This is a genomic window from Phenylobacterium sp. (assembly GCF_030645195.1).
In the GTDB taxonomy this organism is placed as follows: domain Bacteria; phylum Pseudomonadota; class Alphaproteobacteria; order Caulobacterales; family Caulobacteraceae; genus Phenylobacterium.
Genome location: NZ_JAUSLW010000034.1, coordinates 1 through 26,377 on the forward strand (window position 1 = coordinate 1; position 26,377 = coordinate 26,377).

Below are 26,377 nucleotides of genomic sequence, written 5' to 3' on the forward strand. Positions count from 1 at the left end.
GTTCCAGCCGAGCTACTGGCTCTATGACGCGCAGATCGTCTGGGAGAACTCGGAGCGGAACCTGTCGGCCGGCATCTACGGCAAGAACCTCGCCGACGAGGTCTACAAGACCGACGCCCAGGAGTTCTCCTCGGTGGGCGGCATCCGCACGGCCTATTTCGGCGCCCCGCGCACCTGGATGGCCACGGTGACCCTGAAGTACTAGGGCTTCACAGCTCTGAAACGGAGAAGGCCCGGACGATTGCCCGGGCCTTTTTCATATCTGGAGACCGCCTCCAGCGGGTGACGACGTGGCGCGAGAGCGTCGCGGTCGCCCTCCGACCCGCGCCTGGGGCGACGGACATGGCGCGCTAGAAGGTCAACCGCAGCGCCGATTGCAGGACGGTCTGGTCCTGTTTGGGCGCCACCCCGCCATAGGCCCGTCCCGGTCGGTCGCTGCTCACGTGCAGGGCCTCGAACAGCAGGGCGGCGCGCGGCGACAGGGGATGACGCCAGTCGGCGGCCAGGGCCCAGCCGGTCTCATCGTTGTCGTCGAGGGCCCGCAGGGTGCGGTCGTTGGTCTCGAACCAGTCGATCCGCGCCGAGAGGCGATCGGCGCCATAGTCGCGGCTGGCCATCAGGTAGGCGGCGTGGAAGCCCATGTCGATCCAATGGCCCCCCGGGGCGCGGTAGCCCATCAGGGTCTCCCCCGACATGGCCTGGGCCAGCAGGCTGGTGCGGTCGCCGAGGGCGACCTTGACGCCCAGGTTCAGGAAACGTGTCTCCCAGGCCCACTGCTTGGCCGCCACCGAGATGCGGTCCCCGGCGTTGTCGTAATAGGTGGCGTTCAGCACCACCGGCGCCGGCGGCCGCCATTCGAGACGGCCATAGAAGCCGGCCCGGTTGTCCAGCTCCAGCACCGGATAGGTGTCGGGCGCCTGCTTGGTCTTCATGTACTTGGAGAGGGGCGGAAGTTCGAACCCGGTCTTGGCCCCGGTCTTCACCCCATGCAGGGCCCAGCCGCGGAAGCTCAGCAGGGCGCCCGATGTGTCGTTCCAGCCGAAGACGCCCAACGTGGCCGAGACCTGGTGGTCGCCGAAGCTGCGCTCGGCCGTCGCCTCCAGCCCCCCCACCTTGACCTCCTCGCCGATCCAGCTGTTGATCGCCGAGGCGGTGAGCATGTCGGGATCGGTCCAGGCCACCCCGTCATGCTCCATGGAGACCGGTGGGTAGAAGAGGCCGGCGCGGGCCGAGACTCGGCCCAGGCGGCTCGGCGGCCCGCGGAACTTCAGATAGGCCTCGCCGAGATCGGCCTTTGGATCGAGCTTGGGCTGTAGCTCGGCGGTGACGACTCCGCTGAAGGCGAAGCTGAAGCGAGGCTTCCACTCCAGGGCCGCATTGGCCAGGAAGAGCCCGGCCTCGTCTCCGGAGGCGATGGTCTTGCCTGCCCCGCCGTCGAGCCAACTGGTTTCGCCGTCCGCCGCCGAGAGCCGCACGTCGATGACGCCGTGCAGGGTCTCGGGACCAAACAGGCTGGCCTGCGCCCGGGCGGCGCCGCCGCCGAGGGCCAGGAGCAGCACCCCCAATCCCGCCCGCCAGATGGTCTGTCTCACGGCGCCCTCCGTCAGCCGAAGCCGCGCTTGGACAGCTCATCCTCGCGCAGGAAGATCAGCAGTTCGTTCAGCGGCTGGGGCTTGGCGATCAGGTAGCCCTGGATCGCGTCGCAGCCCATGGCCGCCAGCAGCTGGAAGGCCTCGGACTTCTCGACCCCCTCGGCGGTGACCTTCAGGCCCAGGCCGTGGGCCAGGTCGATGGTGGAGCGGACGATCAGGGCGTCCCTCTGGCTCTCGGTGACGCCCATGATCAGGGACCGGTCGATCTTCAGCTCCTGGCCGCGGATCTGCTTGAGATAGGCCAGCGACGACAGGCCGGTGCCGAAGTCGTCGATGGAGATCGAGACCCCGGCTTCCCGGAAGCGGTCGAGCAGCTCCAGGGCCAGGTCCGGATTGTCGATGACCGCCGTCTCGGTGATCTCGAAGCAGAGCTGGCCCACGGCGCCTGGCGCCAGGCGGTCCACCAGGTCGGCGAAGTCCCGGTCCCCCAGCAGGCGGCCCGAGATGTTGATCGACATCTCGATCTCGTGGCCCTGCCTGGCCAGCAGGGCCTGGTCCTCGATGGCCTGTTTCAGCACCCAGTCGGTCAGGGTGCGGATGTGGCCGGTCTCCTCGGCCATGGGGATGAAGAGATCGGGCCGCAGCAGACCCCGGGTCGGGTGGCGCCAGCGGACCAGGCCCTCCACGGCGCTCACCCGGCGCGAGCGCAGGTCGAACTTGGGCTGATGGTGGAGCTCGATCTGGCCCGACCGGATCGCCCAGAGCATGCCACTCATCAGGGCCAGGTTGGAGGACGGATCACCATAGGTCTCGGCGTCGAAGGCGGCGATCTTTCGCCGGGCGGCGCGGGCCTGGTCGAAGCCGATGTTGGCGCGTTCGATGGCCGCGCCGGGGGCGTCGCCGGCGGCCACCGGCGACAGGCCGACGGTCAGGGCCACGTCGATGGCGTCGCCGCCGATGTGCATGGGCTGCTCAAGGTCATCCAGCAGGTGCAGCATCAGAGCCTCGGCGGCGCCCAGGCTGTCGGCCTCGAAGGCCAGGGCCAGGACGTCGGTGGACAGTCGGGCCACCGCGCCGCGAGGCTGCAGCCCAGCCAGGCGCTCGCCGACCTCCCGGATGACCTGGGCGGCTGGGGCGTAGCCGATGGCGCCGCGGACATGGGCGAAGCGGTCGATCCCCAGGACGGCGACGAACAACCCCTGGTCCCCGGGCGCGCGGAGCAGGTCCAGGGCCTCCTCCAGGGCCAGGCGATTGGGCAGGCCGGTCTCGGCGTCATGGTGGGCCAGGTGGGTGATCCGCCGCTCCCGCTCTCGGATCTCGGTGGCCATGATGTTGAAGCTCTCGGCCAGCCGGCCGATCTCGTCGTGGCTGTCGACGGGCACGTGGGCGTCCTCGCCCCGCTGCAAACGCCTGGCGCCTTCGTCGAGGGCGGAGATCGGGCGGGTGACGCTCTTGGCCAGGGTCCAGCTGCCGTAGATCACCAGCAGCAGGCCCAGCAGGCTGGCTCCGGCGATCACCGCCAGCAGCGGCTGGTAGGGGCCCCAGGCGCGCGACAGGGGGTAGCTCAGCACCAGGTCAACCGCTTCCCGCCCGGTGAGGGACGGCAGGGGCTTCACCAGGGCGATGGCCTTGCCCGAGGAGGTCTGCAGGGTGCGCGGCGTCGTGATCCGGGCGGCGGTCGCCGTCTCGATGAAGGCGCCCAACCTGGCCAGGTCCTGCCGGCCGATCGTCTCGCTGGAGACCCAGCCGTCCCTTGTCCTGTGGGCCACGCTGGCGTCCAGCGGGATGGCGGCGAGGCGCTCCAGGGCCGACATCTCGGTCTGGTCCAGGCGGGCGGCGAACACCACCCAGCCGATCAGGTCCGGCGACATCACCGGGGCGGCGATCATCTGATAGGGGACGCCGTCGAGGACGAAGACCCCGGCCGGCGCCTCGGACTCGTAGAGGGCCGCGGTCAGGTCGTCGGCCCGCGGGGTCAGGCGGCTGGTGTCGGCGGCGGTCACCAGGCCATCGACGCCGACGATGAAGGCTAGGTCGACCCGCATGCGGGCGCGCAGGTTCTCCATGGCCGAGACGATGGTGGCCTGGTCGCGGGTCGCCACCGCCTCGCGGAAGCCGAAGTCGCGGCTGAGCAGGGCCGCGCCCTGGCGCAGCTGTTCGGAGCGCAGGGACCAGACGCGGTCGAACACCGTGCCCGAGGCGGTCAGTTCGCCGCGCACCTGGCGCTGGGCGGCGCCGGAGATCGCCGAGAAGACCGCCGCCGCGATCAGGATCAGGGTCACGCCGAACAGCGCCGCATAGAGCAGGGTCAGCTTGGTGCGCAGGTACTTGAACCGCGACAGGCGGCCGAGCAGGAGCTCCACCTCAGTAGCCCCCGTGCTTCATGGGGGGCGGCCGCAGATCGACGACCAAGGCCTGGCGCAGGGCGCCGGAGGCGGGGATCACCGCGGCGCGGGTCACCTCGTTGCGGACGGCCTTCAGATAGGGATGCCAGACGCTGTAGGTCACGGGGCCGGCTGGCAGGCCCGGGATGACGGCCTCGCCGGCGGCGTTGGTCTTGGCCGCGAAGGGGGTGTCCACCACCCGCACATAGCCGGACATGTCATCGTGGATGTTGCAGCCCACCGCGACGATCCCGACGCGATCGAACTGTACGACCCGGGTCTGGTCGCGGCCGTAGAGCTTCAGCTCGAAGGGCTTGGCCGGCGAGAAGGAATAGACGTGGTGCAGCACCGGGTCGAAGTTGGGGAACACCACCTCGGCGCCGGCCGGGACCAGCAGGACGAAGGGCTGGAAGCTCATGTCCTTCTGGGCCATGCGATAGGGCCAGGGGAACTTGATCGGGGCCTTGGCCGTCCCCGTCGGCGCGGCGACCACGACCACGGCGTCCGCCACCGGCTTGCCGGACGGAGTCTTCAGGCTGACCGCCAGGTCGCCGGCCCAGGCCGGGCCCGCCACCAGGAGCCCGAGGAGGAGAGCCGGGGGGAGGCGCATGGGTAACCTTACCCATTCTGGTGTGAACCTCTGGTAAAGCGCCGCCGCGCTCGCCCGCGACGACGCGAAGGCTTGCACAAGGGGCTCGGCCCTTGGCACAGTGGAGCCATTGACCTTCTCTCCGGCGTGCTTTGCGCCAATTTTTGAAAGCTACGACTTTGACGATTACGGCGACGGCGGCGATTTCAGCCGCGGCGAGCAGTCCCATGTCCTCGGTGGACGCCCTGATCGAAGGCCTGGCCGGCGTCGGCTACATCGCCTCGCGGCGTATCGCCACCGCCCTCTACATGGCCGTGCACCTGCAGAAGCCCATCCTGGTGGAAGGCTCGGCCGGGGTCGGCAAGACCGAACTGGCGCTGTCCACCGCCGCCCTGCTCGGCCTGCCGCTGATCCGCATGCAGTGCTACGAGGGCCTCGACGAGTCCAAGGCCCTGTACGAGTGGAAGTACGGCAAGCAGCTGCTCTACACCCAGATCCTCAAGGACCGCATGGGCGCGCAACTGGCCGACGCCGTCGACATGGACGCGGCCATGGACCGGCTGCACGGCATGGGCGACCTGTTCTTCTCCGAACCCTTCCTGGAGCCGCGCCCGCTGATGAAGGCGCTGCAGGAGGACGACGGCTGCGTCCTGCTGATCGACGAGATCGACAAGTCCGATGAGGCCTTCGAGGCCTTCCTGCTGGAGGTGCTCTCGGCCTACCAGGTCTCCATCCCCGAGCTGGGGGTGCTGAAGGCCAAGACCCCGCCGATCGTCTTCCTGACCTCCAACAACGTGCGCGACCTGGGCGACGCCCTGAAGCGCCGCTGCCTGCACCTGCACATCCCCCTGCCCGACGCCGCCCTGGAGCGGAAGATCGTCGCCAGCCGGGTCCCCGGCATCGAGGCCAAGCTGACCCACGAGCTGGTGGCCTTCGTGCAGTCCCTGCGCACGCTCGACCTGCGCAAGTCGCCCTCCATCTCCGAGACCGTGGACTGGGCCCGCGCGCTGATCCTGCTCAACGCCGAGAGCCTGGACGGCGAGGTGGTGCGCGACAGCCTCAACGTGCTGCTCAAGTTCGAGCAGGACATCGCCGCCGTGGAGCCGCAGATCGTCGAGCTGATCCGCCGGCCCCTGGTCTGAGGCCGCCATGCAAGGCGCGATGGAAGACTTCCTCCGGGCCCTGCGGGCCGCGGACGTCAAGGTCTCGCCGGTGGAGGCGATCGACGCCCACCTGACGGTGGCCATGGTGGGTTTCGCCGACCGCGAGCTGTTCAAGGACGCGCTTTGCGCGACCCTGGCCAAGACCGCCGACGAGGTCGACCGCTTCGACGAAACCTTCGAGACCTTCTTCGCCCGCGAGACCTTCCAGATGGAGCCGCCGCCCCAGGGGGCGGACGGCGAGCCCGAGGCCATGCCGCCGGAGGTCGCGGGTTCCGAGCTGGCCCAGATGCTGCTCAACGGCGACGTCTCGGCCCTGGCCCAGGCCATGGAGGCCGCCGCCGAGCGGGCCCAGGTCTCGTCGATCCGGCTCTCCACCCAGCGCAGCCGCCTGACGCGGAAGATGCTGGAGGAGATGGGCCTGGCGGAGATCGAGCAGATCATCGCCGCGGCCAAGAAGCTGGAGGACGCCCGCAGCCAGGCCCTGGTGGGGCGGCTGGAGGCCGGCAAGAAGGCGCTGACCGAAGAGGCCCAGCGCTATGTCGACCGCCAGCACGAGCTCTACGCCTCCGAGAGTGGCAAGAACCTCCGCGAGGAGCTGCTGGCCCGAAAGGCCTTGAACGCCGAGGGCGGCATCGACCCACAGGATCTGGCCATGATGCAGGCCCTGGTGAAGAAGATGGCCAAGCGGCTGGCCGACCGCTATTCGCGCCGCCGCAACCGCGCCCGCCGCGGGCACCTGGACGTCCGCCGGACCCTGCGCCGCTCCATGGCCTATGGCGGCCTGCCCTTCGAGATCGTCTGGAAGACCCAGAAGGTGGAGAAGCCGAACATCGTGGCCATCTGCGACGTCTCCAAGTCCGTCGCCGCCGCCGCCCAGTTCCTGCTGACCTTCCTCTACAGCCTCAACGAGGTGGTGGACCGCATGGAGGCCTTCGCCTTCTCCGGCCGGATGATCAGCGTCAACGACCTGCTGGACGACAACAAGGTCGAGACCGCCATCCTCGAGGTGCTCAAGAAGATCGGCTTCCAGCAGACCGACTACGGCAAGAGCCTGGAGGACTTCTGCGAACAGCACCTGGACCAGATCGACCGCCACACCACGGTGATCTTCCTGGGCGACGCGCGGTCAAATTACGCCGACCCGCGCATCGACCTGTTCGCGACGATCCAGAAGCGCTGCCGCGCGATGATCTGGCTGAACCCCGAACCCGAGAGCTACTGGGGCCAGGGCGACAGCGTCATGCACCGCTACGAGCGGTTCTGCCACGTGGCCAAGCCCTGCAACACGCTCGCCCAGCTCGAGCGGATCATCGAGGACGTGCTGCGGACCTACGTGCCGCACTAAGGGAAGGGCCAGCCCCGCGCGGGCCCGCGCCTATTCCTCTTCGTAGCGCCCCTGCCCCGCGCAGGGGACGCGGCGGCGCACGACGCGGTAGCGGCCCTGGTCGGCGTCGTAATAGCTGCGGCGGACGGTGCAGACCTGGGGCCGGGCCTGCGGGCCATAGGCCAGTCCCACCGTGCCCGCCGGATAGTCGCGGCCGGTGCGGATCATGCCGTCGTCATAATAGACGGGATTGCCGAAGCCCGCGTAGCGGCTGACGGGCGCGGGGGCGGACCGGTGACGGCGCGGCGGGGGCGGCCGGTCGTATTGGCCATAGGCGCCCTGGTCCTGGTAGCGGCCGGCTTCGTCGGGCGGAGCGCGATCGTCCCGTCCATAGCCGTCGTCCCGGGGAGCGCCGCGATCGCCATAGCCGGCGTCGCGATCATAGGCCGGCGACTGGGAGATCGCGTGCTCGTAGGACTGGGCCAGGACCGGGGTCGCGGCCAGGGCCAGCAGGGTGGAGATCAGCAGGGTCCGCATGACGCGCCTCGGGCCGGAGATGGAAGCAACCTAGCCCGGCGGCTCACCCGCCGGAAGACCGCCGATAGGGGCTGGGAAGCGGGATGACGCAGGCCTGGCGGGCGCTGTTGGGAATCCGGCCGCGCGGACAGGGGGCGCAGCCTCCCGGCGAGCGGGAATCGTGGATCAGGTCGCGGCCCCGGGTGGTGCAGTCGCCATTGGGCTCGCCCACCGCGATCGTGACCGGCGCGGCCGCGATCGGCTTGGGGTAGGCCGTCGCGGGTTTCGCGGCCGAGATCGGCCCAGCCGCGATCGGCTTGGCGGCGGTGGGAGACTGGATCGACGGCGGCGCGGCCCCCGGTCCCGCGACCACCGTGCGAACCCCATTGACCGTCTGGTAGACGGTGGGCGTCTCGCCCGGCGCGGACGCGGGCTTGGCGGCCGGCGCCACGCACTTGCCCGCCGGGTCCTTGGTCAGGCCGGGGGGGCACCAGGGCACGTTCGGCGCGGGCCCGGCGGCGACCACGGGGGGCGGCTTGGACGACTGCGCCGCGGCGGTCTGTCCCGCCAGCAGCAGGGCCACGCCCAGGAGCGCGGCGATGGATCGAGACATGCGTCAGCCCCCTCTTCCGGCTTGCCCGCACAGTCTTTCGGACGGCCCGCGCGGTCAAGCTGGACGCCGCCTCACCAGGAATCGATCCAGCGCAGCTTCTTTTCGGTGCGCGGCGGGACGGGCGGCAGGGCCTTCAGCCCGGCCAGCACCCAGCGGCGGGTGTCGGCGGGGTCGATGACGTCGTCCAGGTCGGTCCCCGCCCCGCGGGCCAGGGCCTTGCCGGCCGCATAGGCCCGCGCCACCCGCTCGTCGAAGCTCTTCTTGCGCTCCACCGGATCGGCGATGGCCGCCAGCTCGTTGCGGTAGCCCAGCTTCACCGAACCCTCCAGCCCCATGCCGCCGAACTCGCCCGTCGGCCAGGCGACGCAGAACATGGCCGCCTGGTAGCTGCCCCCGGTCATGGCGATGGCGCCCAGGCCGTAGCTCTTGCGCAGGATCACCGAGAAGATCGGCACCGTGAGGTTCGCCCCAATCACAAACAGCCGCGAACAGTGGCGGATCAGGCCGGTCTTCTCCGCCTCCGGTCCCACCATGTTGCCGGGCGTGTCCGACAGCGACAGCAGCGGGATGTCGAAGGCCTCGCAGAGCTGCATGAAGCGGGCGGCCTTGTCCGAGGCGTCGGAGTCGATGGCGCCGCCGATGTGGTGCGGATTGTTGGCGAACACCCCGACCGGCCGCCCCTCGATGCGGATGAAGGCGGTGATCATGGCCAGGCCGAACTTGGGCCGCAGCTCCAGCACCGAACCCTCGTCGGCGATCAGCTCGATCACCTTGCGCACGTCATAGACCCGCAGCCGGTTCTCCGGGATCGACCGGCGCAGCAGCCGCTGGTCGGCGCAGGTCCAGTCGGCGACCGGGCCCTGGAAATAGGAGATGTACTGCTTGGCCAGGCGCACGGCGTCGGCCTCGTCGTCGGCCAGCACATCGATGGTGCCGTTGGCCTGCATGACCTTCAGCGGCCCGATCTCCTCGGGGCGGAAGACCCCCAGGCCGCCCCCCTCCACCATGGCCGGGCCGCCCATGCCGAGCGCCGAGTCCTTGGTGGCGATGATCACGTCGCAGCAGCCGAGGATGGCGGCGTTGCCGGCGAAGCAGCGGCCGGAATTGATCCCCACCAGGGGCACGGCCCCCGACAGCCGCCCCCAGAACTCGAACCCGCGGGTGAAGCCGCCGCCCTCGGTGTCGCCCGGACGCCCGCCGCCGCCCTCGGTGAAGAAGACCGTTGGCGCCCGCCAGCGCAGGGCCAGCTCGCTCATGCGGTCGAGCTTCTCGTGGTTGTGCGCCCCCTGGGTGCCGGCCAGCACGGTGTAGTCATAGGCCATCACCGCCACCCGGGACTTCTCCTCGGGGAACAGGCCGCCGTTCACCTGGCCCCAGCCCATGACCATGCCGTCGGCCGGGGTCTGGGCGATCAGCTCATCCAGGCTGTGGCGCTTGCGGCGCGCGGCGACGGTGAGCGCGCCGTATTCGGTGAAGCTGCCGGGATCGCAGAGGTCGGCCACGTTCTCTCGCGTGGTCCGCTGCTTGGTCTTCCGCCGCCGGGCCACGGCCTCGGGGCGGGCCTCGTCCAGGGTCAGGCGGTGGCGCTCCAGCACCTCGGCCAGGTCGGGACGGATATGGTCCAGGTCGATGACCTCCTCGGCCTCGCCGGCGCCGCCCTCCACCTCGGCCTCCTCCAGGAAGGCCAGGGGGTGATCCTCGAAGACCGTGTCGCCCTGCGTCACGGTGATCTCACGCACCACGCCGGAGAAGCCGGCGGCCACCACGTGCTCCATCTTCATGGCCTCCATGATGAACAGGGGCTGGCCCATCCGGACGGCGTCGCCCACCGCCACGGAAAGCGCGATCACCGTGCCCTGCAGCGGCGCGCGCAGGGGCTTGGTCCCCTCCGGCCCCTCGGCCTCGGCGTCGGGCTCCGGGGCGGCGACCCGCTCTTCCTTGCCGAGCGCCAGGACGGCCAGGGGATCGGTCGCGTCGATCTGCACGCCCGCGCGCTTGGCCACGCCGCCTGACGCCGCGGCCTCGAAATAGAGTTTGGGCGCCTCGGCCGTCGCGGCCAGCTCGCCCATGGTTTCCTCGATGAAGCGGGTATGGACCTCGCCCACCGCCACCGCCGGATGGGCCAGCAGGCTCTGCAGGAAGCCGATATTGGTTGGGGCGCCCACGATCTTGAATTCCGACAGGGCCCGGTGGGCCTTGGCCACGGCGGTCGGCAGGCCGCCGGCGTTCGCGTGGACGATCAGCTTGGCCAGCAGGGAATCGTAGCGGGCGCTGGTGCGGTAGCCGGCATAGCCGAAGCCGTCGACCCGGACCCCCGGACCCGAGGGCGGCTCGAAGGCCGAAAGCACCCCGCCGGCGGGACGGGCCGAGCCGTCGGCGCCCATGGTCTCCAGGTTGACCCGCGCCTGGACGGCGGTTCCGCGTGGGGTCGGGACCTGCGTCTGGGTGAGGCTCAGGTCGGCCAGGGACTTGCCGCGCGCCACCTCGATCTGCAGGCGGACGAGATCCAGCCCCAGGACCTCCTCGGTCACCGTGTGCTCCACTTGCAGGCGCGGATTGGCCTCGATGAACACCAGGCGCGGCTGCTCGCCCACCTCCACCAGGAACTCCACGGTGCCCAGGCTGCGATAGTGGGCGGCGCGGCCGAGCGCCACGGCGGCCTCGAACAGCTGCTCACGGATCTGCATGGGCAGGGTGTCGGCCGGGGCGATCTCCACCACCTTCTGGCGCTGACGCTGCAGGCTGCACTCGCGGTCCCACAGGTGGGAGACGGTGGCCCCGTCGCCGAGAATCTGCACCTCTATATGCCGGGCGCGGGTCAGGAACTGTTCCACATAGAGGGCGCCGTCGCCGAAGGCCGCCAGGGCCTCGGAGGCGCAGCGCTCGAAGGCCTGCTCCAATTCCTCCACCGTGCGCGCCGGGCGCATGCCGCGCCCGCCGCCGCCCGACACCGCCTTGACCATCACCGCCCCGCCGGCCCCGAGCCCCGCCAGGAAGGCCTTGGCCTGATCCAGCGTCGTGGTTCCCTCCGTCCCCGGCAGGATCGGCACGTCGCAGCGGGCGGCCAGGGCCCGGGCCTGCCCCTTGTCGCCGAACAGCTCCAGGGTCTCGGGGCTGGGCCCCACGAAGGTGACGCCGGCCGCCGCGCAGGACCGCGCGAAGGCGGCGTTCTCGCTGAGGAAGCCATAGCCGGGATGGATGGCGTCGGCGCCCGCCGCCCGGGCCGCCTCCAGGATCTGGGCGCCGTCGAGATAGGCCGCCGGGCCCGAGGCGTTCAGGGCCACGGCCTCGTCGGCCTTGCGGGTGTGGAGGGAGGCCGCGTCGTCCTGGGCGTAGACCGCGACGGTGGGGAGTCCCATCTCGGCGGCGGTGCGGGCGATGCGCACGGCGATCTCGCCGCGGTTGGCGATCAGCAGCTTCTTCACGGACATCCCTACCCTTCGTGGCCGCCTGCGGCCGTCTCATCGTTTATCCCGCCGCCTCAGGGCGCGGGGGCAGACAGCAGGCCCTCGAAGAAGGGCCGCACATAGAGGCTGACCGCCATCTCCGGACTGGCCGCCGGCGCCCAGTAGTGCAGATCGGCGGCCGCATTGATCATGGCGGTGATCATCTGGGCGCCGATATTTGTGTCGACGGCCCGCAGCGAACCGTCGGCGATCCCGTCGCTGATCAGCGAGGCGAAACGGTCGGAGATGCGGTCGAACTTGGCCACCAGCTGCGGCTGGATCGATTCCGGCGCCGAGGTCAGGGCCGAGGTGCGCAGCAGGGGGGCGTTGCCCGACATCTGGTAGGCCACCAGGGCCGCGGCCACGGTGGCCAGGGTCTGCAGGCCGGTGGCGGAGACCGCCTCGGCCTGGCGGATGGCCCTGCGCATCACCTCGACGGTGCGCTCGAAACAGGCGGCCACCAGTTCATCCTTGGTCTCGTTGTGATGATAGAAGGCGCCCTTGGTGACGTTCAACCGCGCGGAGATCTTCTCCACCGAGGCGCCCAGATAGCCCTCCTCGTTGATCAGCTCGGTGGCCGCCCGCAGGAAGAGCTCGCTGGAGATCTCCCCGCCCGCCGGCGGCTCGGGGATCAGGTCCGGCAGGGGCTGAGGGTTCCAGACGGCGCCCGGCGCGGCCAGGCCGTCGGCGGCGATGGAGAGGATGCGCTGGGAGACGCGGCCATAGTCCTCAGGGTCGTGGCGGTGCAGCCAGGCCACCGTCCAGAAGATCTCCGAGACCAGCATGTGGGTGCGCGCGTTCAGCGCCAGCCGGGTCAGGCCCGCCGTCTCCGGCCCCGACAGCAGGCTCCGGGCGCTCCGGAACATGTCGACATAGGCGGCGTTGACCGGCTCGGACTTCAGGGCGCGGACATCGTTGAACACCGCGATGGGCTCGGCCTCCCCCAGGACCGCGCGGTGGCGATAGTCGAAATAGGCGTCCAGGAAGAGGGTCAGGCGCGTCCGCACGTCGGCCCCGGCCCGGCCCGCCGCCAGCAGCGCGTTGAAGCGGGCGATTCCCTGGAGGAAGCAGGCCGCGGCCAGGTCCTCCTTGTTGCGGAAATAGTAGATGACCCCGGTGGGGACCAGGTTCAGCCGGGCGGCCACCTCCCCTAGGGTCATGCCGCGCACGCCCTTGCGGTTCAGCACCTCGACCGCAGAGCTGACGATGGCGCTCTTGCGCTGCTCGAAGCGCCGGGTGGGACCTCGAGTCACCTTTTCCTGCAGCTCGACGCCCTGACTCATCGGCCCATCACTTCGCGCGGTCGTACCGCATCTTCTGAAGTTATCTTAGAGCGTGACAGCCTGAAGTGGCTACCGGTTCAGGCGCCCGTCACGCTCTAAACATACAAAGAGCGAGCCTGTTTATCCGTTTCAGATGAGTCCATCTGAAACGGACAGGCTCTAGCCCGGCCCCACGTCCGGGCGAAAGCCGCCCGGACGTCGAAACCTCAGCTCAGGCGCGCTTCAAGGCCTCGGTGTCGATCGGCAGGCTGCGGATCCGCTTGCCCGTCGCCGCGAAGATCGCGTTGCAGAGCGCCGGAGGCGCCGGTGGTAGGGCCGGCTCTCCCAGCCCGGTGGGCGGATTGTCGGTGATCAGGAAATGCACCTCCACCGGCGGCGCATCGGCCATCCGCAGCAGCGGATAGTCGCTGAAGTTGCTCTGGACCGCGGTCCCGCCCTCGATGGTGATCTTCTGGCCGAGCGCCGCGGACAGGCCGTCGATCACCGAGCCCTGGACCTGGTTGATGGCTCCGGCCGGATTGACGATCTGGCGACCGACATCGGCGGCGACCCAGACCTTGTCGACCTTCACCGACCCGTCGGCGGCGACGCTGGCCTGCACCACCTCGGCGAAATAGCCCATGTGGCTGAAGTGGAAGGCCACCCCCATGCCGGTCCCCGCGGGCAGCTTGGTCTTGCCCCAGCCGGACTTTTCGGCGGCGAGCTTGACCACGCCCCGCATGCGGTCGGCGGCGTAGCCGTCGCGGCCGGGGGTCCCCATCATGGCGCCGTCCCCCAGCAGCTTCAGGCGGAAGGCCACCGGGTCGGCGCCCGCGGCATGGGCCAGCTCGTCGATGAAGGACTGCATGACGAAGGCCAGCGCATTGCTGCCCGGCGCCCGCAGCGGCCCCGTGGGCACCCCCGAGGGGATCAGGGACAGGTCGTAGCGGAAGTTCGGCACGAAGCGGGCCGGGAACTCGCCCGCCGACATGCCGGCGCTGGAGGCGAACTTGCCGTCGGCGCCCAGGCTGACGAAGTGGTCGCGCCAGGCCGTGACGGCGCCCGAGGCGTCCACCCCGCCGGAGAGGAAGTGATAGCCGGCCGGACGATAGAAATCGTGACGCAGGTCGTCCTCCCGCGTCCACAGCAGCTTGACCGGCGCGCCCGCCTGCTTGGCGATCCAGGCGGCCTCGACCATGTAGTCGTTGGCCAGCCGGCGGCCGAAACCGCCGCCGCAGCGGGTCATGTGCAGGGTGATGTCGGCGGGCGCGATCCCCAGGGTCTTGGCCACCAGCTGGCGGCCGGCCTCGGGGTTCTGGGTCGGCGCCCAGATCTCCAGCTTGCCGTCCTTGAAGTGGGCCGTGCAGTTCATCGGCTCCAGGGCGGCGTGGGCCAGGAAGGGATAGGCATAGGCCGCCTCCACCGTCTTGACCGCGGCCTTCAGCCCGGCGGCGGCGTCGCCGTCGTTGCGCTCGGTGCGCAGGGGCGGACCCTTGGAGAGCGCCAGGGCCTGGGCGTCGAAGCCCGCCGTCGACTGCTGCGAGGTCGGGTGGTCGGCCCACTGGATGTTCAGCTTCTCGCGGCCCTTGCGCGCCTGCCACCAGCTGTCGGCTACCACCACCACGCCGGGCAGCAGGCCCGAGAGGTCGGTTCCGCCCTCCACCACGAAGGCCTGGCGCACGCCCTTCACCCCCTTGGCGGCGGCGAGGTCGGCGCTGGCCACCTTGGCGCCGAACACCGGGGCCTTCTCGAAGGTGGCGTAGAGCATGCCCGGAACCACCACATCGATCCCGAACAGCGGCTTGCCGGTGACCAGGGCCTCGGAGTCCACCTGCGGCATGAACTTGCCCAGGATGCGGTAGTCCTTGGGGTCCTTCAGGGCGACGGTCTTGAGGTCCGGCGTCGGCAGGGTCGCGGCCTTGGCGGCCAGCGACCCATAGGTCGCCGTCTTCCCCGAGGCCTTATGATGCACGACCCCCGACAGAGTCGTGCATTCGGCGGCCGGGACCCCCCAGGTCTGGGCGGCCGCGGCCACGATCATGGCCCGGCCCGCGGCGCCCACCCGGCGCAGCTCGTCCCAGTGCAGGGGGGTGGCCATGCTGCCGCCGGCGAACTGGCGGCCATAGGTGGCCGGATCGCCGTCGGCCTGCTTCGTCGTCACCGAGTTCCAGTCGACGTCGAACTCCTCGGCGATGATCATCGGCAGGGAGGTCTTGATGCCCTGGCCGATCTCCGGGTTCTTGGAGACGATGGTGACCCTGTTGTCCGGGGTCAGGCTGACATAGGCGTTGAGCTTGGCGGGCGTCTCCGCCGCCCCGGCCTTGCCGGCCACGCTGAAGGACAGCATCAGCCCGCCGGCCAGGGCGCCGGTCTTCAGCAGGTCGCGGCGCGAGGCGCCGTCCGTGAAACCGTCGGCCATCTTACGCCTCCACCTTCTGGCCGGAGGCCTGTTTGATCGCCGCGCGGATGCGGATGTAGGTGGCGCAGCGGCAGATGTTGCCGCTCATCGCTGAGTCGATGTCGGCGTCGGCGGGCTTGGGCGTGGCGTTCAGCAGGGCGGTGGCCGACATGATCTGGCCGGGCTGGCAGTAGCCGCACTGGGCGACGTCCAGCTCCATCCAGGCCTGTTGGACCTTCTTGCCGTTGGGGGTGGCGCCGACCCCTTCGATAGTGAGAACCTTGGCGGCGCCGACGCTCTCGATGGGGAAGGCGCAGGACCGCACCGGCTGGCCGTCGACATGGACGGTGCAGGCGCCGCACTGGCCGATCCCGCAGCCGAACTTCGGCCCCAGGATCCCGAGCCCGTCGCGCAGGGCCCAGAGCAGGGGCGTGCCCGCCTCGACATCGACGCTCCGGGCCTTGCCGTTGACGTTGATCTTGTAGGCCATCGCGCCTGCTCCCCATTCTATCGTTGGGGAAATTCTAGCGGGGGGTTTGGACCTTAGCCAGCCAGAGGAATGGCGCCGGTGAGGATTCCCGCCCCCAGCAGCACGAGGGAGAGCGCCACGGCCCAGGCCAGGGTGAACCTCTGGTGCTGGGCAAGCTCCACCCGCACCAGGCCCACCAGCAGATAGGTCGACGGCACCAGGGGCGAGAGCAGGTGCACCGCCTGGCCGGTGAGCGAGGCGCGCGCCATCTCCACCGGGGCGATTCCGTAGGGCGTCGCGGCCTCCGACAGGATCGGCAGGATGCCGAAATAGAAGGCGTCGTTGGAGATGAAGAAGGTGAACGGCATGGCCAGCAGGGCGATGACCGGCGCCATGTAGGGGCCGAGCGCCGGCGGGATCAGGCCGGTGACGCTGCCGGCCATGGCGTCGGTCATGCCCGTGCCATTGAGGATGCCGGTGAAGATGCCGGCGGCGAAGATCAGGCTGATCACCGGCAGGATGTTGGGGGCGTGGGCCGCGATCCGCGCCTTCTGCGCCGCCAGCGAGGGATAGTTCAGCACCAGCGCGATGGCGGTGGCGATCATGAACAGCGCCGGCAGCGGCAGGACCCCGAGCACCAGGCCCGCCAGCAGGGCCAGGGTCAGGGCGAGGTTGGCCAGGATCAGCTTGGGCCGTTCGGTGAGGTCGTTGGTCCGCACCAGGTCCTCGGTGAGGTCGGCGTCCCCCGGATCGCGCACCGTCCCGTCCGACGACAGGGCCGCCAGCCGGCGCCGCTCGCCGCGTCCAAGACCGTAGGCCGCCAGCAGGATGAAGGCCGCGCCGGCCAGCATGGCCGGGATCATCGGCACAAACACCGCCCCGGCGTCGAGGTGCAGAGCGCTCGCCGCTCGCGCCGTGGGGCCGCCCCAGGGGGTGATGTTGGTCACCCCACAGGCCAGCATCAGCAGGCAGGCCAGGATCAGCGGATTGAGCCCCATCCGCCGGTAGAGCGGAATCATGGCCGTGCAGCAGATCAGATAGGTGGTGGAGCCGTCGCCATCCATGGAGACCAACAGGGCCAGGACCGCCGACCCCACCACGATCCGCATCGGGTCTCCGTGCACGACGCGGACGATCAGCCGCACCAGGGGATCGAACAGGCCCGCATCGGTCATCAGGCCGAAGAACAGGATGGCGAAGGCCAGCATCACCCCGGTGGGGGCGAGCGCCTTCACCCCCTCCAGCATCATGGGACCCAGATCGGCGCCGTGTCCCGCCAGCAGGCCGAAGGCGACCGGGGTGAGGATCAGGGCCACCAGGGCCGAGACGCGACCGGTCATGATCAGGGTCATGAAGGTCGCCACCATGGCGAAGGCGAGCAGGGTCAGCATGCGGTCTCCCACCCGCCGTCTTGTCGCTAGGTCTGCGCCGGGAACTCCAGCCTCGCCGAGAATCCCTCCGGCTCAAAGGCGCTATCGATGCGGCCGCCCTGCGGGCGAAGGGCCGCCTGCAGCAGGCGGCTGCCGAAACCGATGCGGCCGGGCTTGCTCACCGGGGGGCCGCCGCGCTCGCGCCAGAGGAAGGCCGAGCGCCCGGGCTCGGCCGCGACCCTGCTGACCTCGATGTGTCCGGCCGAGATCGACAGGGCGCCGTACTTGGTGGCGTTGGTGGCCAGCTCATGCAGCAGCAGGGCGAGCGCCAGGGCCAGGTCGGGGTTGAGCCTCACCGTCCCGAGCTCGGGGTCCAGCCTGATCCGCGCGCCGTCGAAGGGGCGCAGGGCTTCCGTCAGCAGGGACAGCAGATCCGGGGGCCGTCCGCCGGCGCCGGTCATCAGGTCCTGGGAGCGGGCCATGGCCTCCAGCCGCGCGGTAAGCAGCTGCTGGTATTCGGCCACGCTGGAGGCGCTGCGGCCGGTCTGGCTGACGATGGCCAGCACCATGGCCAGGCCGTTCTTGCCCCGGTGCGCCAGCTCCCCCATCACCAGACGCTGACGCGCCTCGGCGGCCTGGCGTTCGGTGATGTCGAGGGAGGTCCCCACCACGACCTTGGGACCGCCGTCGTCGAACATGATGCGGCCTGAGGACGAGAGCCAGCGGATGGCGCCGTCCGACGACACGATGCGATGGTCGAGGGCGAAATCGCCGCCCTTGACGTCCCTCGCCTCGACGAAGGCCGCGTTCAACCGGGACCGGTCTTCGGGATGGATCGCGGCGATGAAGGACGGGAGGGACACCTCGGCCTCCGGCGCGAGGCCGAACAGGGTCTTGGTGTGCTCCGACCAGGTCAGCTTGCGGGCGCGGATGTCGTAGTCCCAGAAACCAAGGCCGGTGGCGTCCACCGCCACCTCCAGCCGCCGCCGCTGTTCCTCCAGCTCAAGCTCCGCCCGCTTGCGGGGGGTGATGTCGATCTGGATGCCGTCCCACAGGGTCCATCCGTCGCGGTCCGACCGAGGCGCCGAGGTGATGCGATGCCAGCGGACCTCCCCGTCGGGCCGGTGGAAGGCCAACTCGATGTCCAGGGGCGTGCGGGCCAGGATCGCCTGCCGGGTCGCCCCTGCGGCGCGCTCCCGATGCTCGGGCGCCACGAGTCCGAAGAAGACGGTTGGATCGGCCATGACCGCCTCGGCGGTCACGCCATTGAGGGCCAGGCAGTTTTCGGAGACGTAGACGAAGCGCCGTTCCGCCGCATCGGGCGAGGCCTCCATCTGGTAGACCATGCCCAGCGCCATGGCCGGCGCCAGGGCGCGAAAGGTCGGATCGCGCGCTTCGGACGGCGGCTTTCCCACGAGACGGCTCCCGAGCGCCCGGAATTGGGCGGCCGGCACTCTGGTCTGGCGCAGCTTACCCTACAACTGCGAATAACGACGCATCCCTAACGAGAGAGAAAATAAGGCGTTTCCCGCTTTAGTTGCGGGTCAAAACCGCCGCCGCGACCTCGTCCCGCCGGCGATCAGGGCAGCAGGACCACCGAATCAGGCAGCTCGTTGGGATTGTCGTCGGGGGTCGACGGGAAGTGTTGCGCCAGGATGGCGCCGCACAGGGCGATGGCCGCCTCGAAGCCCTCGCCGGGCTTCTTGGCGCGAATGCCGTCGATCAGGGCGGCCATGGCCTGGTCCCAGACCTTGGGGTCGACCTTGGCGGCGACACCCTCGTCGGCGATCAGTTCGGCCATGCGCTCGACGGTCGAGACATAGATCAGCACCCCGGTGCGCTCCCGGGTGGCGGCGAGGTTCTTGGCCAGGAACTGCTCCTGGGCCCGGCGCCGCACACGCTCGCGCTTCAGACCCTTGGGAGTCAGCAGGCGTCGCAGGGGTTTGATCGCCCCCACCACGAGGGCCACCAGGACGAAGAGCGCGCCCTGCAGCAGGATGGCCCCCATCAGGGCGCCGCGAACGGCCTGTTCGGCCACCGCCCCGATCTGGGCGGCGGTCCAGCCGGTGAGGATGTCTGGCGCCGTCACCTCGATGCCGCCGGCCAGCAGGACCGCCGGGGCGGCCAGGGCGGCGATGGCGGCCCAGGCCACGGGCACCTCGCGGTAATCCGAGGACTCCCTGGCCACCACGGTGTAGATCTCGCCCTTGGTGCGCAGTTCGGCGCGGGTCACCGCGGCCTCGATGCGCGTGCGGTCGGCCTCTGAAAGCATCACCATCCTCCTGAAGAGCCGCCGCCGCCGAACGATCCGCCGCCGCCGCTGAAGCCGCCGCCGCCATGGTCGCGACCGCCGCCTCCGCCGCCGGAGAGCAGCAGGGGCAGCAGCCACCAGAAGCCGCCGCCGGCGCGGCGGCCGCGGCCGCGGCCGCGGCGGCCGGCCCGCAGGATGCCGCTGAGCACCCAGAAGATGATCACCACGATGAAGATGATCACGCCGGGCAAGCTGGACTCCGACTCAGGCTCCGGCGTGGGGGTCGCCGCCGCGATGGCCTTGGCCTGATCGTCTGGCAGGGAAAGCTGGCCGATCACCGCCTCGGCGCCGGACATCACCCCCTCCTCCATCTTGCCCGACCGGAAGGCGGGCAGGATCTTATTCTGGATGATCAGGCTCGACAGGGCGTCGGTGAGGATGCCCTCCAGGCCATAGCCGACCTCGATCCGCACCTTCTTGGCGTTGGGCGCCACCAGCAGCAGGACCCCGTCATTGCGGGTCTTGTCGCCGATGCCCCAGGCGCGGCCGAGCTGGTAGCCGTAGTCCTCGATCTCGTAGCCCTGCAGATCGGGCAGGGTCGCCACCACCATCTGGCGGCCGGTCTTGGTCTCCAGGTCGGCGAGCTCGGTGGTCAGCCTCTGCTCGGCGTCGGGCGACAACAAGCCGGCCTGATCCACCACCCGCCCGGTGAGCGGGGGGAACTTGGGGGCGGCGAGCGCCGCGCCGGCCATCACAAAGAGGCCGAGGACCGCGAGGACCAGCAGGCCCCGCGGTCCCTTGCGCTGGGTCATTGGGCCGGCGCGGCCGGGAGGGTGGACACCGCCGGCGCCGTCGTCGGCGAGAAGCTGACGCTGGGCGCGGCTTGCGCGGCGGCGTTGGCCTGGAACATCACCATCGGCTTGGAGCCGCTATGGACGGTGGAGGCCCAGAAGCTGTTGGGGAACTTGCGGAACTCCAGATTGTAGTCGCGGACCGCCTCGTTGTAGTCGCGGCGCGACACCGTGATCCGGTTCTCGGTGCCCTCAAGCTGGCTCTGCAGGGCCAGGAAGTTCTGGTTGGACTTCAGGTCCGGGTAGTTCTCCTGGATCATCATCAGCCGGCCGAGCACGCCCGACAGCTTGTCCTGGGCGGCGGCATATTGCTGGAACTGGGCCGGGTTGGTCAGGGTCGAGGCGTCCACCTTGACCTGGGTCGCCGAGGCGCGGGCCTCGGTCACCGCGGTCAGGACGCTCTTTTCCTGGGCGGCGTAGCCCTTCACCGTCTCCACCAGATTGGGGATCAGGTCGGCGCGACGCTGATACTGGTTCTGGACCTCGGCCCACTGAGCCTTGGCGCGCTCTTCCTTGGTGGGGATGTTGTTGATCCCGCAGCCGACGATCAGGACAGGCGCGAGCACCAGGAGGGCGGCGCGCGCGAGGCGATTGCGAAGCGTGGACAAGTGTGTGGCTCCTTGAGAGCAGCGTCAGGAACGAGCATGACTGGCAGCCTATGTGGCCTCGACCTTGATCACGCGCAACGGTGGCGGGATTAAGCTTTGGAAAGCTCAGCGGGGCAAGGGCGGTCTATTTCCGCAGGCTCGCCGTCTGGTCGCGGATCGCCTTGAATTCCGAACCGGGTTTCCAGGCCGGCCAGTCCTTGGGATCGGACGCGATGGCCTTGCCCATCGAATAGAGCAGTTCCACATCCTGGGCCGCGCCGCGCAGGTCCCAGTCGGGGCTCCAGGCGTCGCAGGGCTGGTGGTAGCAGTAGGCGGTATAGTCGCTGACCCACTTGTCGCCGGCCTCGCGGCCGCCGGTGACCAGGTCGGCCCCGCCGCCCAGCCCCATCATCAGCATCACCGGCACGCCGTGCTTGGCCAGGCTGAAATGGTCGGCGCGGAAAAACAGGCCGCGCTCCGGATGGGCGTCGGGCGTCACCGTCCGACCTTGCGCCTTCGCCGCGGCGATCAGGCGGTCGTCGAGCTGGCTCTGGCCATAGCCCACCAGCACCACGTCCTTGGACGGTCCGGCGGTCTGCAGAACGTCCATGGTGAAGTTGGCCGCCATCTGGTCCAGCGGCGTGGTCGGATGGACGCCGTAATATTCCGACCCCAGCAGGCCGCGCTCCTCCGCCGTCCACGCGGCGAACAGGGTGGTGCGGGCTGGGCGCGGGCCGGTGGCGAAGGCGCGCGCGATCTCCAGCACGCCGGCCACCCCGATGGCGTCGTCGGCCGCCCCGTGACGGACCTTGTCGCCACCCACCGGCGCCCCCAGACCGAAGGCGTCCCAGTGGGCGGAGAACATCACGCTCTGCGCCGGCTTGCTGGCGCCGGTCAGCTTGGCCAGCACGTTGCGGCTGGTGACCTGGCTGTGGGTCACGCCATAGTCGGCGGAGAAGGTGGCGCCGGTCAGCGCCACCGGCTTGAAATCCGCCGACCGGGCGCTGGTCTTCAGGGCCTCGAAGTCCAGCCCCGCCGACTTGAACACATCCACCGCCAGGTCGCGCTGGATCCAGCCCTGCAGCAGCAGCTTGTCCTTGGCCGGATCGGGCCGGACGATGTCGAAGCTCTCGCCGTTGGAGGCCGCCACCGTCGACCAGCCATAGCCGGCGCCCGGCGTCTCGTGGACGATCAGGGCGGCGATGGCGCCCTGGCGCACCGCCTCCTCGTACTTGTAGGTCCAGCGGGCGTAATAGGCCGCCGCCTGGCCGCCGAACTTGCCGGCCACGGGCTCGCCGGCCTGCGCCTCGAAGTCGGGGTCGTTGATCAGGAAGACCGCCACCTTGCCCTTCAGATCGACGCCCTTGAAGTCGTCCCAGCCGCGTTCGGGCGCCTTGACCCCATAGCCGACGAAGACCATCGGGGCGTCCTCGATACTGACGTGATCCACCGGCCGCAGGGTGGCGACATTGATCTGTTGGGCCTGTTCCAGGGCGGTGGCCTTGCCGCCCACCGAGACGCTGAGCTTGGCCCCCGGCTGCACCTGGAGCCGCTGGAGCTGGACCTCCTGGGTCCAGCCGCCCTTGTCCCCGGCCGGCTCCAGCTTCAGGACCTTGAACTGACCGATCAGGTAGTCGACCGTCTTCTGCTCGCCGGGCGAACCGGGAGAGCGGCCCTCGAACTCGTCAGAAGCCAATTGATTGACGATGGCCGACAGCCGCGCCGGGTCGATGGGCCCCGAGGTCTGCGCCTGGGCGGTCCCAGCCATCAGGGCGGCGGCGAGGACGAGGGCGACGGTCTTCATGGGCGGGACTCCAAACTGGAGGCCGACCCTAAGGCCCTCGTCAGGCCCGCGAAAGCTCCGCCTCCACCGCGCCCAGCCGGTCCTTGCCGAAGAACATCTCGCCGTCGACGAAGAAGGTCGGCACGCCGAAGGCGCCCCGGGCCACGGCGGCCTCGGTGTTGGCGACGAGTTCGGCCTTCACCTCCGGATCCTGGGTCGCCTCCAGGATCGCCTTGGCGTCGAGGCCGGCCTTGGCGAGCACGCCCGCCACCACCTCCGGATCGTCCATCTTCAGCCCCTGCTCCCACATGGCGCAGACCACGGCCTCCAGATAGGCGTCGCCCACCCCGGCCCGCCGCGCCGCCACCAGGCCGCGCATGATCAAGAGCGTGTTGACCGGGAAGTGGGGGTTGGAGCGATAGGCGGTCAGGCCATGGGCGGCGACGAAGCGCAGGGTCTCCAGGCCCTCATATTCCAGCTTGCCCTTCACCCCGCCGAAGGCGGTGACCGGCGACTGATTGCCCGTGGCCTTGAAGATGCCCCCCAGCAGGCAGGGGATCAGGTTGACCGTGGCGCCGTGGCGGGCGGCGATCCCGGGCAGGACCTTCCAGGCCAGGTAGCCGTTCGGGCTGCCGAAATCGAAGATGAAGTCGATCGTCTTGGCCATCACCAGGTCTCCTTCCAGGGGCGCAGATCCAGTTCGTGGGTCCAGGCCGAGCGTTGCTGATTGTGCAGCCAGACATAGTTCGCGGCTATGTCTTCCGGCTTGAGGATCTCGTCGCCGGCCAGTTTGGCCGCGACGGCCTCGGGGGAATTGTTGGTGCGGGTGAAGACCCCGTCGATGGCGCCGTCCACCACGATGTGGGCGACATGGATCCCCACCGGTCCCAGTTCGCGGCCGGCGGTCTGGGCGACCGAGCGCAGGGCCGCCTTGGCCGAGGCGAAGGCCGAGTACATCTTGCCGCCACGCATGGACGCGGTCGCGCCGGTGACCAGGATCGTGCCCCGACCGCGGGGCGTCATGACGCGGGCGGCTTCACGAAGGGTCAGGAAGCCCGCGAAGCAGGCCATCTCCCAGACCTTCTGGAACACCCGTGTGGTGGTCTCGACGATGCCGAAGCGGACGTTCGCGCCGATGTTGAAGACCACCACCTCCAGCGGACCGACCTCGGCCTCCACCCTATCGAACAGGGCCACCATCTCGGCCTCGTCGCGGGCGTCGACCCCGAAGGCGTGGGCCTTGCCACCGGCTTTGCGGATGTCTTGCGCGAGCGCCTCGAGTTGGTCGAGGTTGCGGGCGCGGCGGGTGACACAGACGGTCATCCCCTCGGCGGCGAAGGCCTTGGCGATGGCGCCGCCGACTCCATCCCCGGCCCCGATCACCAGACAGACCTTTGGCGCCGCTTGCAGTTTAGAAGCCATGGCCTCACCTGAGTTCAGTTTCTGGACGAACCATCGTATTGAATCTGGACCCAGTCAATGAGATAACGTCAAGGCACGAAAGGACCACCGCCCGTGAAGTGGGAAGACCTCGCCGACCAGCCCTGCTCCATCGCCCGCTCGGTGGCGGTGATCGGCGACCGCTGGACCCTGATGATCCTGCGCGACTGCTTCCTGGGGGTGCGGCGGTTCGAGGCCTTCCAGGCGCGGCTGGGGATCTCTCGCACCATCATCACCGAGCGGCTGAAGCTGCTTGTGGAGGAGGGCGTGCTGGCCAAGGTCCCCTATCAGGACCGCCCGGTCCGCCACGAATACCGCCTGACGCAGAAGGGCCTGGACCTCTATCCGGTGGTCATGACCATCGTGACCTGGGGCGACCGCCACTATGCGGGCGAGGCCGGCGCCCCCCTGCTCCACCGCCACAAGGCCTGCGGCTGCGACTTCCATCCGGTGATGACCTGCTCGGAATGCCACGCCCCGGTCGGCGCCAGGGACGTGGAGACGCGAGCCGGTCCGGGCGCCGCCTAGCTTTCGGCGATCCGCCTCAGGCCTGGCGCGTCGCGGACCTCGATCTGACCGTAGCCGAGGGTGAGCAGGCCTGCCTTTTGGAAGCCCAGCAGATAGAAGTTCACGGTCTTGCGGGAGAGGCCCATCATCTCGGCCAGGGCCTGCTGATTCATGCGCAGGGACGGGCCGCCGGTGCGGGCCATGATGTCGAGGCGCGAGGCCAGCCTCTGGCGCGGCGGCAGGGCCACGGCCTCGGCGGCGATCATCAGGGCGCCGCGCAGTTGCAGATAGACCAGCGCCGCCACCGCCTGCCAGACCTCCGGCCGCTCCGCCGCGATCCGGGTCAGGGCATGGTCGGGGACCACCAGCAGCACGGTCTCCTCAACGCAGATGAGGGTCACCAGCCTGGGTCCCCCGCCGAACCGCAGGGTCTGGCCCAGGGCCACCCCGGGACCTGCCTGCCCAAACAGCACCTCGCGCCCGCCCGGCGCGGCGCACATCATCTGCACGGCGCCCTCCACCACCAGGGTGATGCCGGTCTGCTCATCCCCCTCCGACTGCGCCCAGGCCCCGGCCGGCAGGTTGACGATGCGGCCATGGGTCAGCAGGGCCTCCACCATCTCCGGCCCATGGCCCTGTAGCCAGACGGCCTTGGTCAGCAGTTCAGCGGCGCGCTCGCGAGGGCTCATTCTAAATTGTAACCTTGGTGACAAACTTCGCCAAGCCGCCGACCTAGGCTCTCCTCAACAGGAGCCCGCCATGACCACGACCCGCGACCTCTCGATCCGCCCCACGCAAGGCTGCGGCGCCCTGGTTCAGGGTGTCGACTTGAACCGGGCCACCGAGGCCGAGATCGACCTGATCCGCGCCACCGTTTTCGACCGCGGCGTGGCCTTCATCCACCGCCAGCAGATGACGCCCGAGCAGCAGATCGCCTTCGCCAGGCGCCTCGCCCCCATCGTCGTCAACCGCTACTTCCCCAAGACCGAGCGCCATCCCGAGATCGCCAAGGTCGAGAAGACTCCCGAGCAGAAGACCAACATCGGTGGCGGCTGGCACACCGACCACAGCTATGACGCGGCGCCCGCCATGGGCTCGGTGCTGCTGGCCATCGAGACGCCGCCCACCGGCGGCGACACCCTGTTCGCCGACATGTACGCCGCCTACGACGCCCTCTCCGATGGCCTGAAGGCGACGCTCGCCACCCTCAAGGCGCACCACGCGTCGGAGCACGTCTTCGGGGAGAGCAGCGTCTACGCCATGAGCGACCGCGCCGAGCTTGCCGGCCACAAGGACGTGCCCGAGGCGATCCATCCGATGGTCATCACCCACCCGGGCAGCGGCAAGAAGGCGCTCTACGTCAATCCGGCCTTCACCACCGGCATCGTCGGCTGGACCCGCGAGGAGAGCCTGGCCCTGCTGGGCTACCTCTACCAGCACGCCGTCAAGCCGCAGTTCGTCCACCGCTTCCAGTGGGCCAAGGGCTCCATGGCGATCTGGGACAACCGCTGCACCTGGCACCAGGCGATGAACGACTATCCCGGCCAGTACCGCCTGATGCACCGCATCACCCTGGACGGCGGCCCGTTGAGCTAGGCGTCAACCCCACCCCTGTCATCCCGGTTTCCGCGCGAGCGGAAGACCGGGACCCAGAAGCACCGATATCTCCGGCACGCCCGGCGCCCCTGGGTCCCTGTATATTTGCCTGACGGTCTGGCTGGTGCTGGATTGAGGCGGGCGTAGCTCGTTGGGTCCCTGGTCGATGAGGCCGGTGTTCCGGCAAGGGCGCGTCCGCCGGTCAGCTTTTTCCGAACAGTCGCACGGGCGGAGCG

23 protein-coding genes are annotated in these 26,377 nt (G+C 69.8%); 5 read left to right on the top strand and 18 right to left on the bottom strand.

What is annotated here, in order from left to right; all coding sequences use genetic code 11:
- A partial coding sequence (locus tag Q7T09_RS03060; RefSeq protein WP_304697517.1) for a TonB-dependent receptor occupies nt 1-205 on the top strand: 205 nt, incomplete at its 5' end.
- A gap of 145 nt (nt 206-350) precedes the next feature.
- Here the strand turns inward: Q7T09_RS03060 and Q7T09_RS03065 are convergent.
- Genes Q7T09_RS03065 through Q7T09_RS03075 form a run of 3 tightly spaced genes read right to left on the bottom strand, consistent with a single transcriptional unit; the run spans nt 351 to nt 4,586 of the window.
- A complete protein-coding gene (locus Q7T09_RS03065) occupies nt 351-1,592 on the bottom strand; it encodes a hypothetical protein (protein WP_304697518.1) in 1,242 nt (413 codons plus the stop codon).
- Between the two features lie 11 nt (nt 1,593-1,603).
- Nucleotides 1,604-3,955, bottom strand: coding sequence for a bifunctional diguanylate cyclase/phosphodiesterase (locus Q7T09_RS03070; protein ID WP_304697519.1), 2,352 nt, complete (start codon nt 3,953-3,955; stop codon nt 1,604-1,606).
- A gap of 1 nt (nt 3,956) precedes the next feature.
- A complete protein-coding gene (locus Q7T09_RS03075) occupies nt 3,957-4,586 on the bottom strand; it encodes a methylamine utilization protein (protein WP_304697520.1) in 630 nt (209 codons plus the stop codon).
- 206 nt (nt 4,587-4,792) lie between these two features.
- Between Q7T09_RS03075 and Q7T09_RS03080 the strand changes: the two genes are divergently transcribed.
- Together Q7T09_RS03080 and Q7T09_RS03085 are read left to right on the top strand one after the other, a co-directional pair.
- On the top strand, nt 4,793-5,707 hold the full coding sequence (locus Q7T09_RS03080) for a MoxR family ATPase (RefSeq protein WP_304697521.1): 915 nt from the start codon (nt 4,793-4,795) through the stop codon (nt 5,705-5,707).
- Between the two features lie 19 nt (nt 5,708-5,726).
- A complete protein-coding gene (locus Q7T09_RS03085; protein WP_304697523.1) occupies nt 5,727-7,073 on the top strand; it encodes a VWA domain-containing protein in 1,347 nt (448 codons plus the stop codon).
- 30 nt (nt 7,074-7,103) lie between these two features.
- Here Q7T09_RS03085 and Q7T09_RS03090 read toward each other — a convergent pair whose 3' ends face one another.
- The 14 genes from Q7T09_RS03090 to Q7T09_RS03155 form a co-directional block, all read right to left on the bottom strand.
- Nucleotides 7,104-7,589, bottom strand: a complete 486-nt coding sequence (locus tag Q7T09_RS03090) for a hypothetical protein (RefSeq protein WP_304697525.1) — start codon at nt 7,587-7,589, stop codon at nt 7,104-7,106.
- A 43-nt stretch (nt 7,590-7,632) separates the two neighbouring features.
- On the bottom strand, nt 7,633-8,181 hold the full coding sequence (locus Q7T09_RS03095) for a hypothetical protein (RefSeq protein ID WP_304697527.1): 549 nt from the start codon (nt 8,179-8,181) through the stop codon (nt 7,633-7,635).
- Nucleotides 8,182-8,252: 71 nt separating this feature from the next.
- A complete protein-coding gene (locus Q7T09_RS03100) occupies nt 8,253-11,612 on the bottom strand; it encodes a carboxyl transferase domain-containing protein (RefSeq protein WP_304697528.1) in 3,360 nt (1,119 codons plus the stop codon).
- Nucleotides 11,613-11,662: 50 nt separating this feature from the next.
- Nucleotides 11,663-12,910, bottom strand: a complete 1,248-nt coding sequence (locus Q7T09_RS03105) for a TetR/AcrR family transcriptional regulator (protein WP_304697530.1) — start codon at nt 12,908-12,910, stop codon at nt 11,663-11,665.
- A 211-nt stretch (nt 12,911-13,121) separates the two neighbouring features.
- Entirely contained in the window at nt 13,122-15,308 is a 2,187-nt protein-coding gene (locus Q7T09_RS03110) for a xanthine dehydrogenase family protein molybdopterin-binding subunit (RefSeq protein WP_304697531.1), read from the bottom strand.
- Between the two features lies 1 nt (nt 15,309).
- Nucleotides 15,310-15,777 (bottom strand): (2Fe-2S)-binding protein, encoded by a 468-nt coding sequence (locus tag Q7T09_RS03115; protein WP_304697532.1) that lies wholly within the window; start codon nt 15,775-15,777, stop codon nt 15,310-15,312.
- 53 nt (nt 15,778-15,830) lie between these two features.
- Entirely contained in the window at nt 15,831-17,147 is a 1,317-nt protein-coding gene (locus tag Q7T09_RS03120; protein WP_304697534.1) for a CitMHS family transporter, read from the bottom strand.
- A gap of 26 nt (nt 17,148-17,173) precedes the next feature.
- Complete coding sequence (locus tag Q7T09_RS03125; RefSeq protein WP_304697535.1) at nt 17,174-18,541, bottom strand: PAS domain-containing protein; 1,368 nt, start codon at nt 18,539-18,541, stop codon at nt 17,174-17,176.
- A gap of 164 nt (nt 18,542-18,705) precedes the next feature.
- On the bottom strand, nt 18,706-19,398 hold the full coding sequence (locus Q7T09_RS03130) for a TPM domain-containing protein (protein ID WP_304697536.1): 693 nt from the start codon (nt 19,396-19,398) through the stop codon (nt 18,706-18,708).
- Nucleotides 19,398-20,189: a YgcG family protein gene (locus tag Q7T09_RS03135; protein ID WP_304697537.1), complete on the bottom strand. Its 792-nt coding sequence runs from the start codon at nt 20,187-20,189 to the stop codon at nt 19,398-19,400. The genes Q7T09_RS03130 and Q7T09_RS03135 overlap by 1 nt, the downstream gene beginning before the upstream one ends.
- On the bottom strand, nt 20,186-20,836 hold the full coding sequence (locus Q7T09_RS03140) for a LemA family protein (protein ID WP_304697538.1): 651 nt from the start codon (nt 20,834-20,836) through the stop codon (nt 20,186-20,188). Before Q7T09_RS03140 ends, Q7T09_RS03135 begins: the two co-directional genes overlap by 4 nt.
- A gap of 124 nt (nt 20,837-20,960) precedes the next feature.
- Entirely contained in the window at nt 20,961-22,619 is a 1,659-nt protein-coding gene (locus Q7T09_RS03145; protein WP_304697539.1) for a M28 family metallopeptidase, read from the bottom strand.
- A gap of 40 nt (nt 22,620-22,659) precedes the next feature.
- Entirely contained in the window at nt 22,660-23,265 is a 606-nt protein-coding gene (locus Q7T09_RS03150) for a 2-hydroxychromene-2-carboxylate isomerase (protein WP_304697540.1), read from the bottom strand.
- A complete protein-coding gene (locus Q7T09_RS03155) occupies nt 23,265-24,020 on the bottom strand; it encodes an SDR family NAD(P)-dependent oxidoreductase (RefSeq protein ID WP_304697541.1) in 756 nt (251 codons plus the stop codon). Before Q7T09_RS03155 ends, Q7T09_RS03150 begins: the two co-directional genes overlap by 1 nt.
- Before the next feature lie 93 nt (nt 24,021-24,113).
- On the opposite strand from Q7T09_RS03155, the gene Q7T09_RS03160 reads away from it, so the two are divergent.
- Nucleotides 24,114-24,566 carry a helix-turn-helix domain-containing protein gene (locus Q7T09_RS03160; protein ID WP_304697542.1) on the top strand — a complete coding sequence of 151 codons (453 nt, stop codon included), beginning with the start codon at nt 24,114-24,116 and terminating at the stop codon, nt 24,564-24,566.
- On the opposite strand, the gene Q7T09_RS03165 is transcribed toward Q7T09_RS03160, so the two are convergent.
- On the bottom strand, nt 24,563-25,234 hold the full coding sequence (locus Q7T09_RS03165) for a Crp/Fnr family transcriptional regulator (RefSeq protein WP_304697543.1): 672 nt from the start codon (nt 25,232-25,234) through the stop codon (nt 24,563-24,565). The genes Q7T09_RS03160 and Q7T09_RS03165 overlap by 4 nt on opposite strands.
- 70 nt (nt 25,235-25,304) lie before the next feature.
- On the opposite strand from Q7T09_RS03165, the gene Q7T09_RS03170 reads away from it, so the two are divergent.
- Entirely contained in the window at nt 25,305-26,141 is an 837-nt protein-coding gene (locus Q7T09_RS03170; RefSeq protein WP_304697545.1) for a TauD/TfdA family dioxygenase, read from the top strand.
- Nucleotides 26,142-26,377: the final 236 nt, after the last annotated feature.

Excerpts from the sequence above, each read along its gene's own strand:
- Q7T09_RS03085 (WP_304697523.1), top strand. The coding sequence starts at position 5,727 with ATGGAAGACTTCCTCCGGGCCCTGCGGGCCGCGGACGTCAAGGTCTCG.
- Q7T09_RS03080 (WP_304697521.1), top strand. The coding sequence starts at position 4,793 with ATGTCCTCGGTGGACGCCCTGATCGAAGGCCTGGCCGGCGTCGGCTAC.
- Q7T09_RS03110 (WP_304697531.1), bottom strand. The coding sequence starts at position 15,308 with ATGGCCGACGGTTTCACGGACGGCGCCTCGCGCCGCGACCTGCTGAAG.
- Q7T09_RS03075 (WP_304697520.1), bottom strand. The coding sequence starts at position 4,586 with ATGCGCCTCCCCCCGGCTCTCCTCCTCGGGCTCCTGGTGGCGGGCCCG.
- Q7T09_RS03165 (WP_304697543.1), bottom strand. The coding sequence starts at position 25,234 with ATGAGCCCTCGCGAGCGCGCCGCTGAACTGCTGACCAAGGCCGTCTGG.
- Q7T09_RS03135 (WP_304697537.1), bottom strand. The coding sequence starts at position 20,189 with ATGACCCAGCGCAAGGGACCGCGGGGCCTGCTGGTCCTCGCGGTCCTC.
- Q7T09_RS03155 (WP_304697541.1), bottom strand. The coding sequence starts at position 24,020 with ATGGCTTCTAAACTGCAAGCGGCGCCAAAGGTCTGTCTGGTGATCGGG.
- Q7T09_RS03115 (WP_304697532.1), bottom strand. The coding sequence starts at position 15,777 with ATGGCCTACAAGATCAACGTCAACGGCAAGGCCCGGAGCGTCGATGTC.
- Q7T09_RS03100 (WP_304697528.1), bottom strand. The coding sequence starts at position 11,612 with ATGTCCGTGAAGAAGCTGCTGATCGCCAACCGCGGCGAGATCGCCGTG.
- Q7T09_RS03120 (WP_304697534.1), bottom strand. The coding sequence starts at position 17,147 with ATGCTGACCCTGCTCGCCTTCGCCATGGTGGCGACCTTCATGACCCTG.
- Q7T09_RS03105 (WP_304697530.1), bottom strand. The coding sequence starts at position 12,910 with ATGAGTCAGGGCGTCGAGCTGCAGGAAAAGGTGACTCGAGGTCCCACC.
- Q7T09_RS03090 (WP_304697525.1), bottom strand. The coding sequence starts at position 7,589 with ATGCGGACCCTGCTGATCTCCACCCTGCTGGCCCTGGCCGCGACCCCG.
- Q7T09_RS03150 (WP_304697540.1), bottom strand. The coding sequence starts at position 23,265 with ATGGCCAAGACGATCGACTTCATCTTCGATTTCGGCAGCCCGAACGGC.
- Q7T09_RS03170 (WP_304697545.1), top strand. The coding sequence starts at position 25,305 with ATGACCACGACCCGCGACCTCTCGATCCGCCCCACGCAAGGCTGCGGC.
- Q7T09_RS03130 (WP_304697536.1), bottom strand. The coding sequence starts at position 19,398 with ATGCTTTCAGAGGCCGACCGCACGCGCATCGAGGCCGCGGTGACCCGC.
- Q7T09_RS03095 (WP_304697527.1), bottom strand. The coding sequence starts at position 8,181 with ATGTCTCGATCCATCGCCGCGCTCCTGGGCGTGGCCCTGCTGCTGGCG.
- Q7T09_RS03145 (WP_304697539.1), bottom strand. The coding sequence starts at position 22,619 with ATGAAGACCGTCGCCCTCGTCCTCGCCGCCGCCCTGATGGCTGGGACC.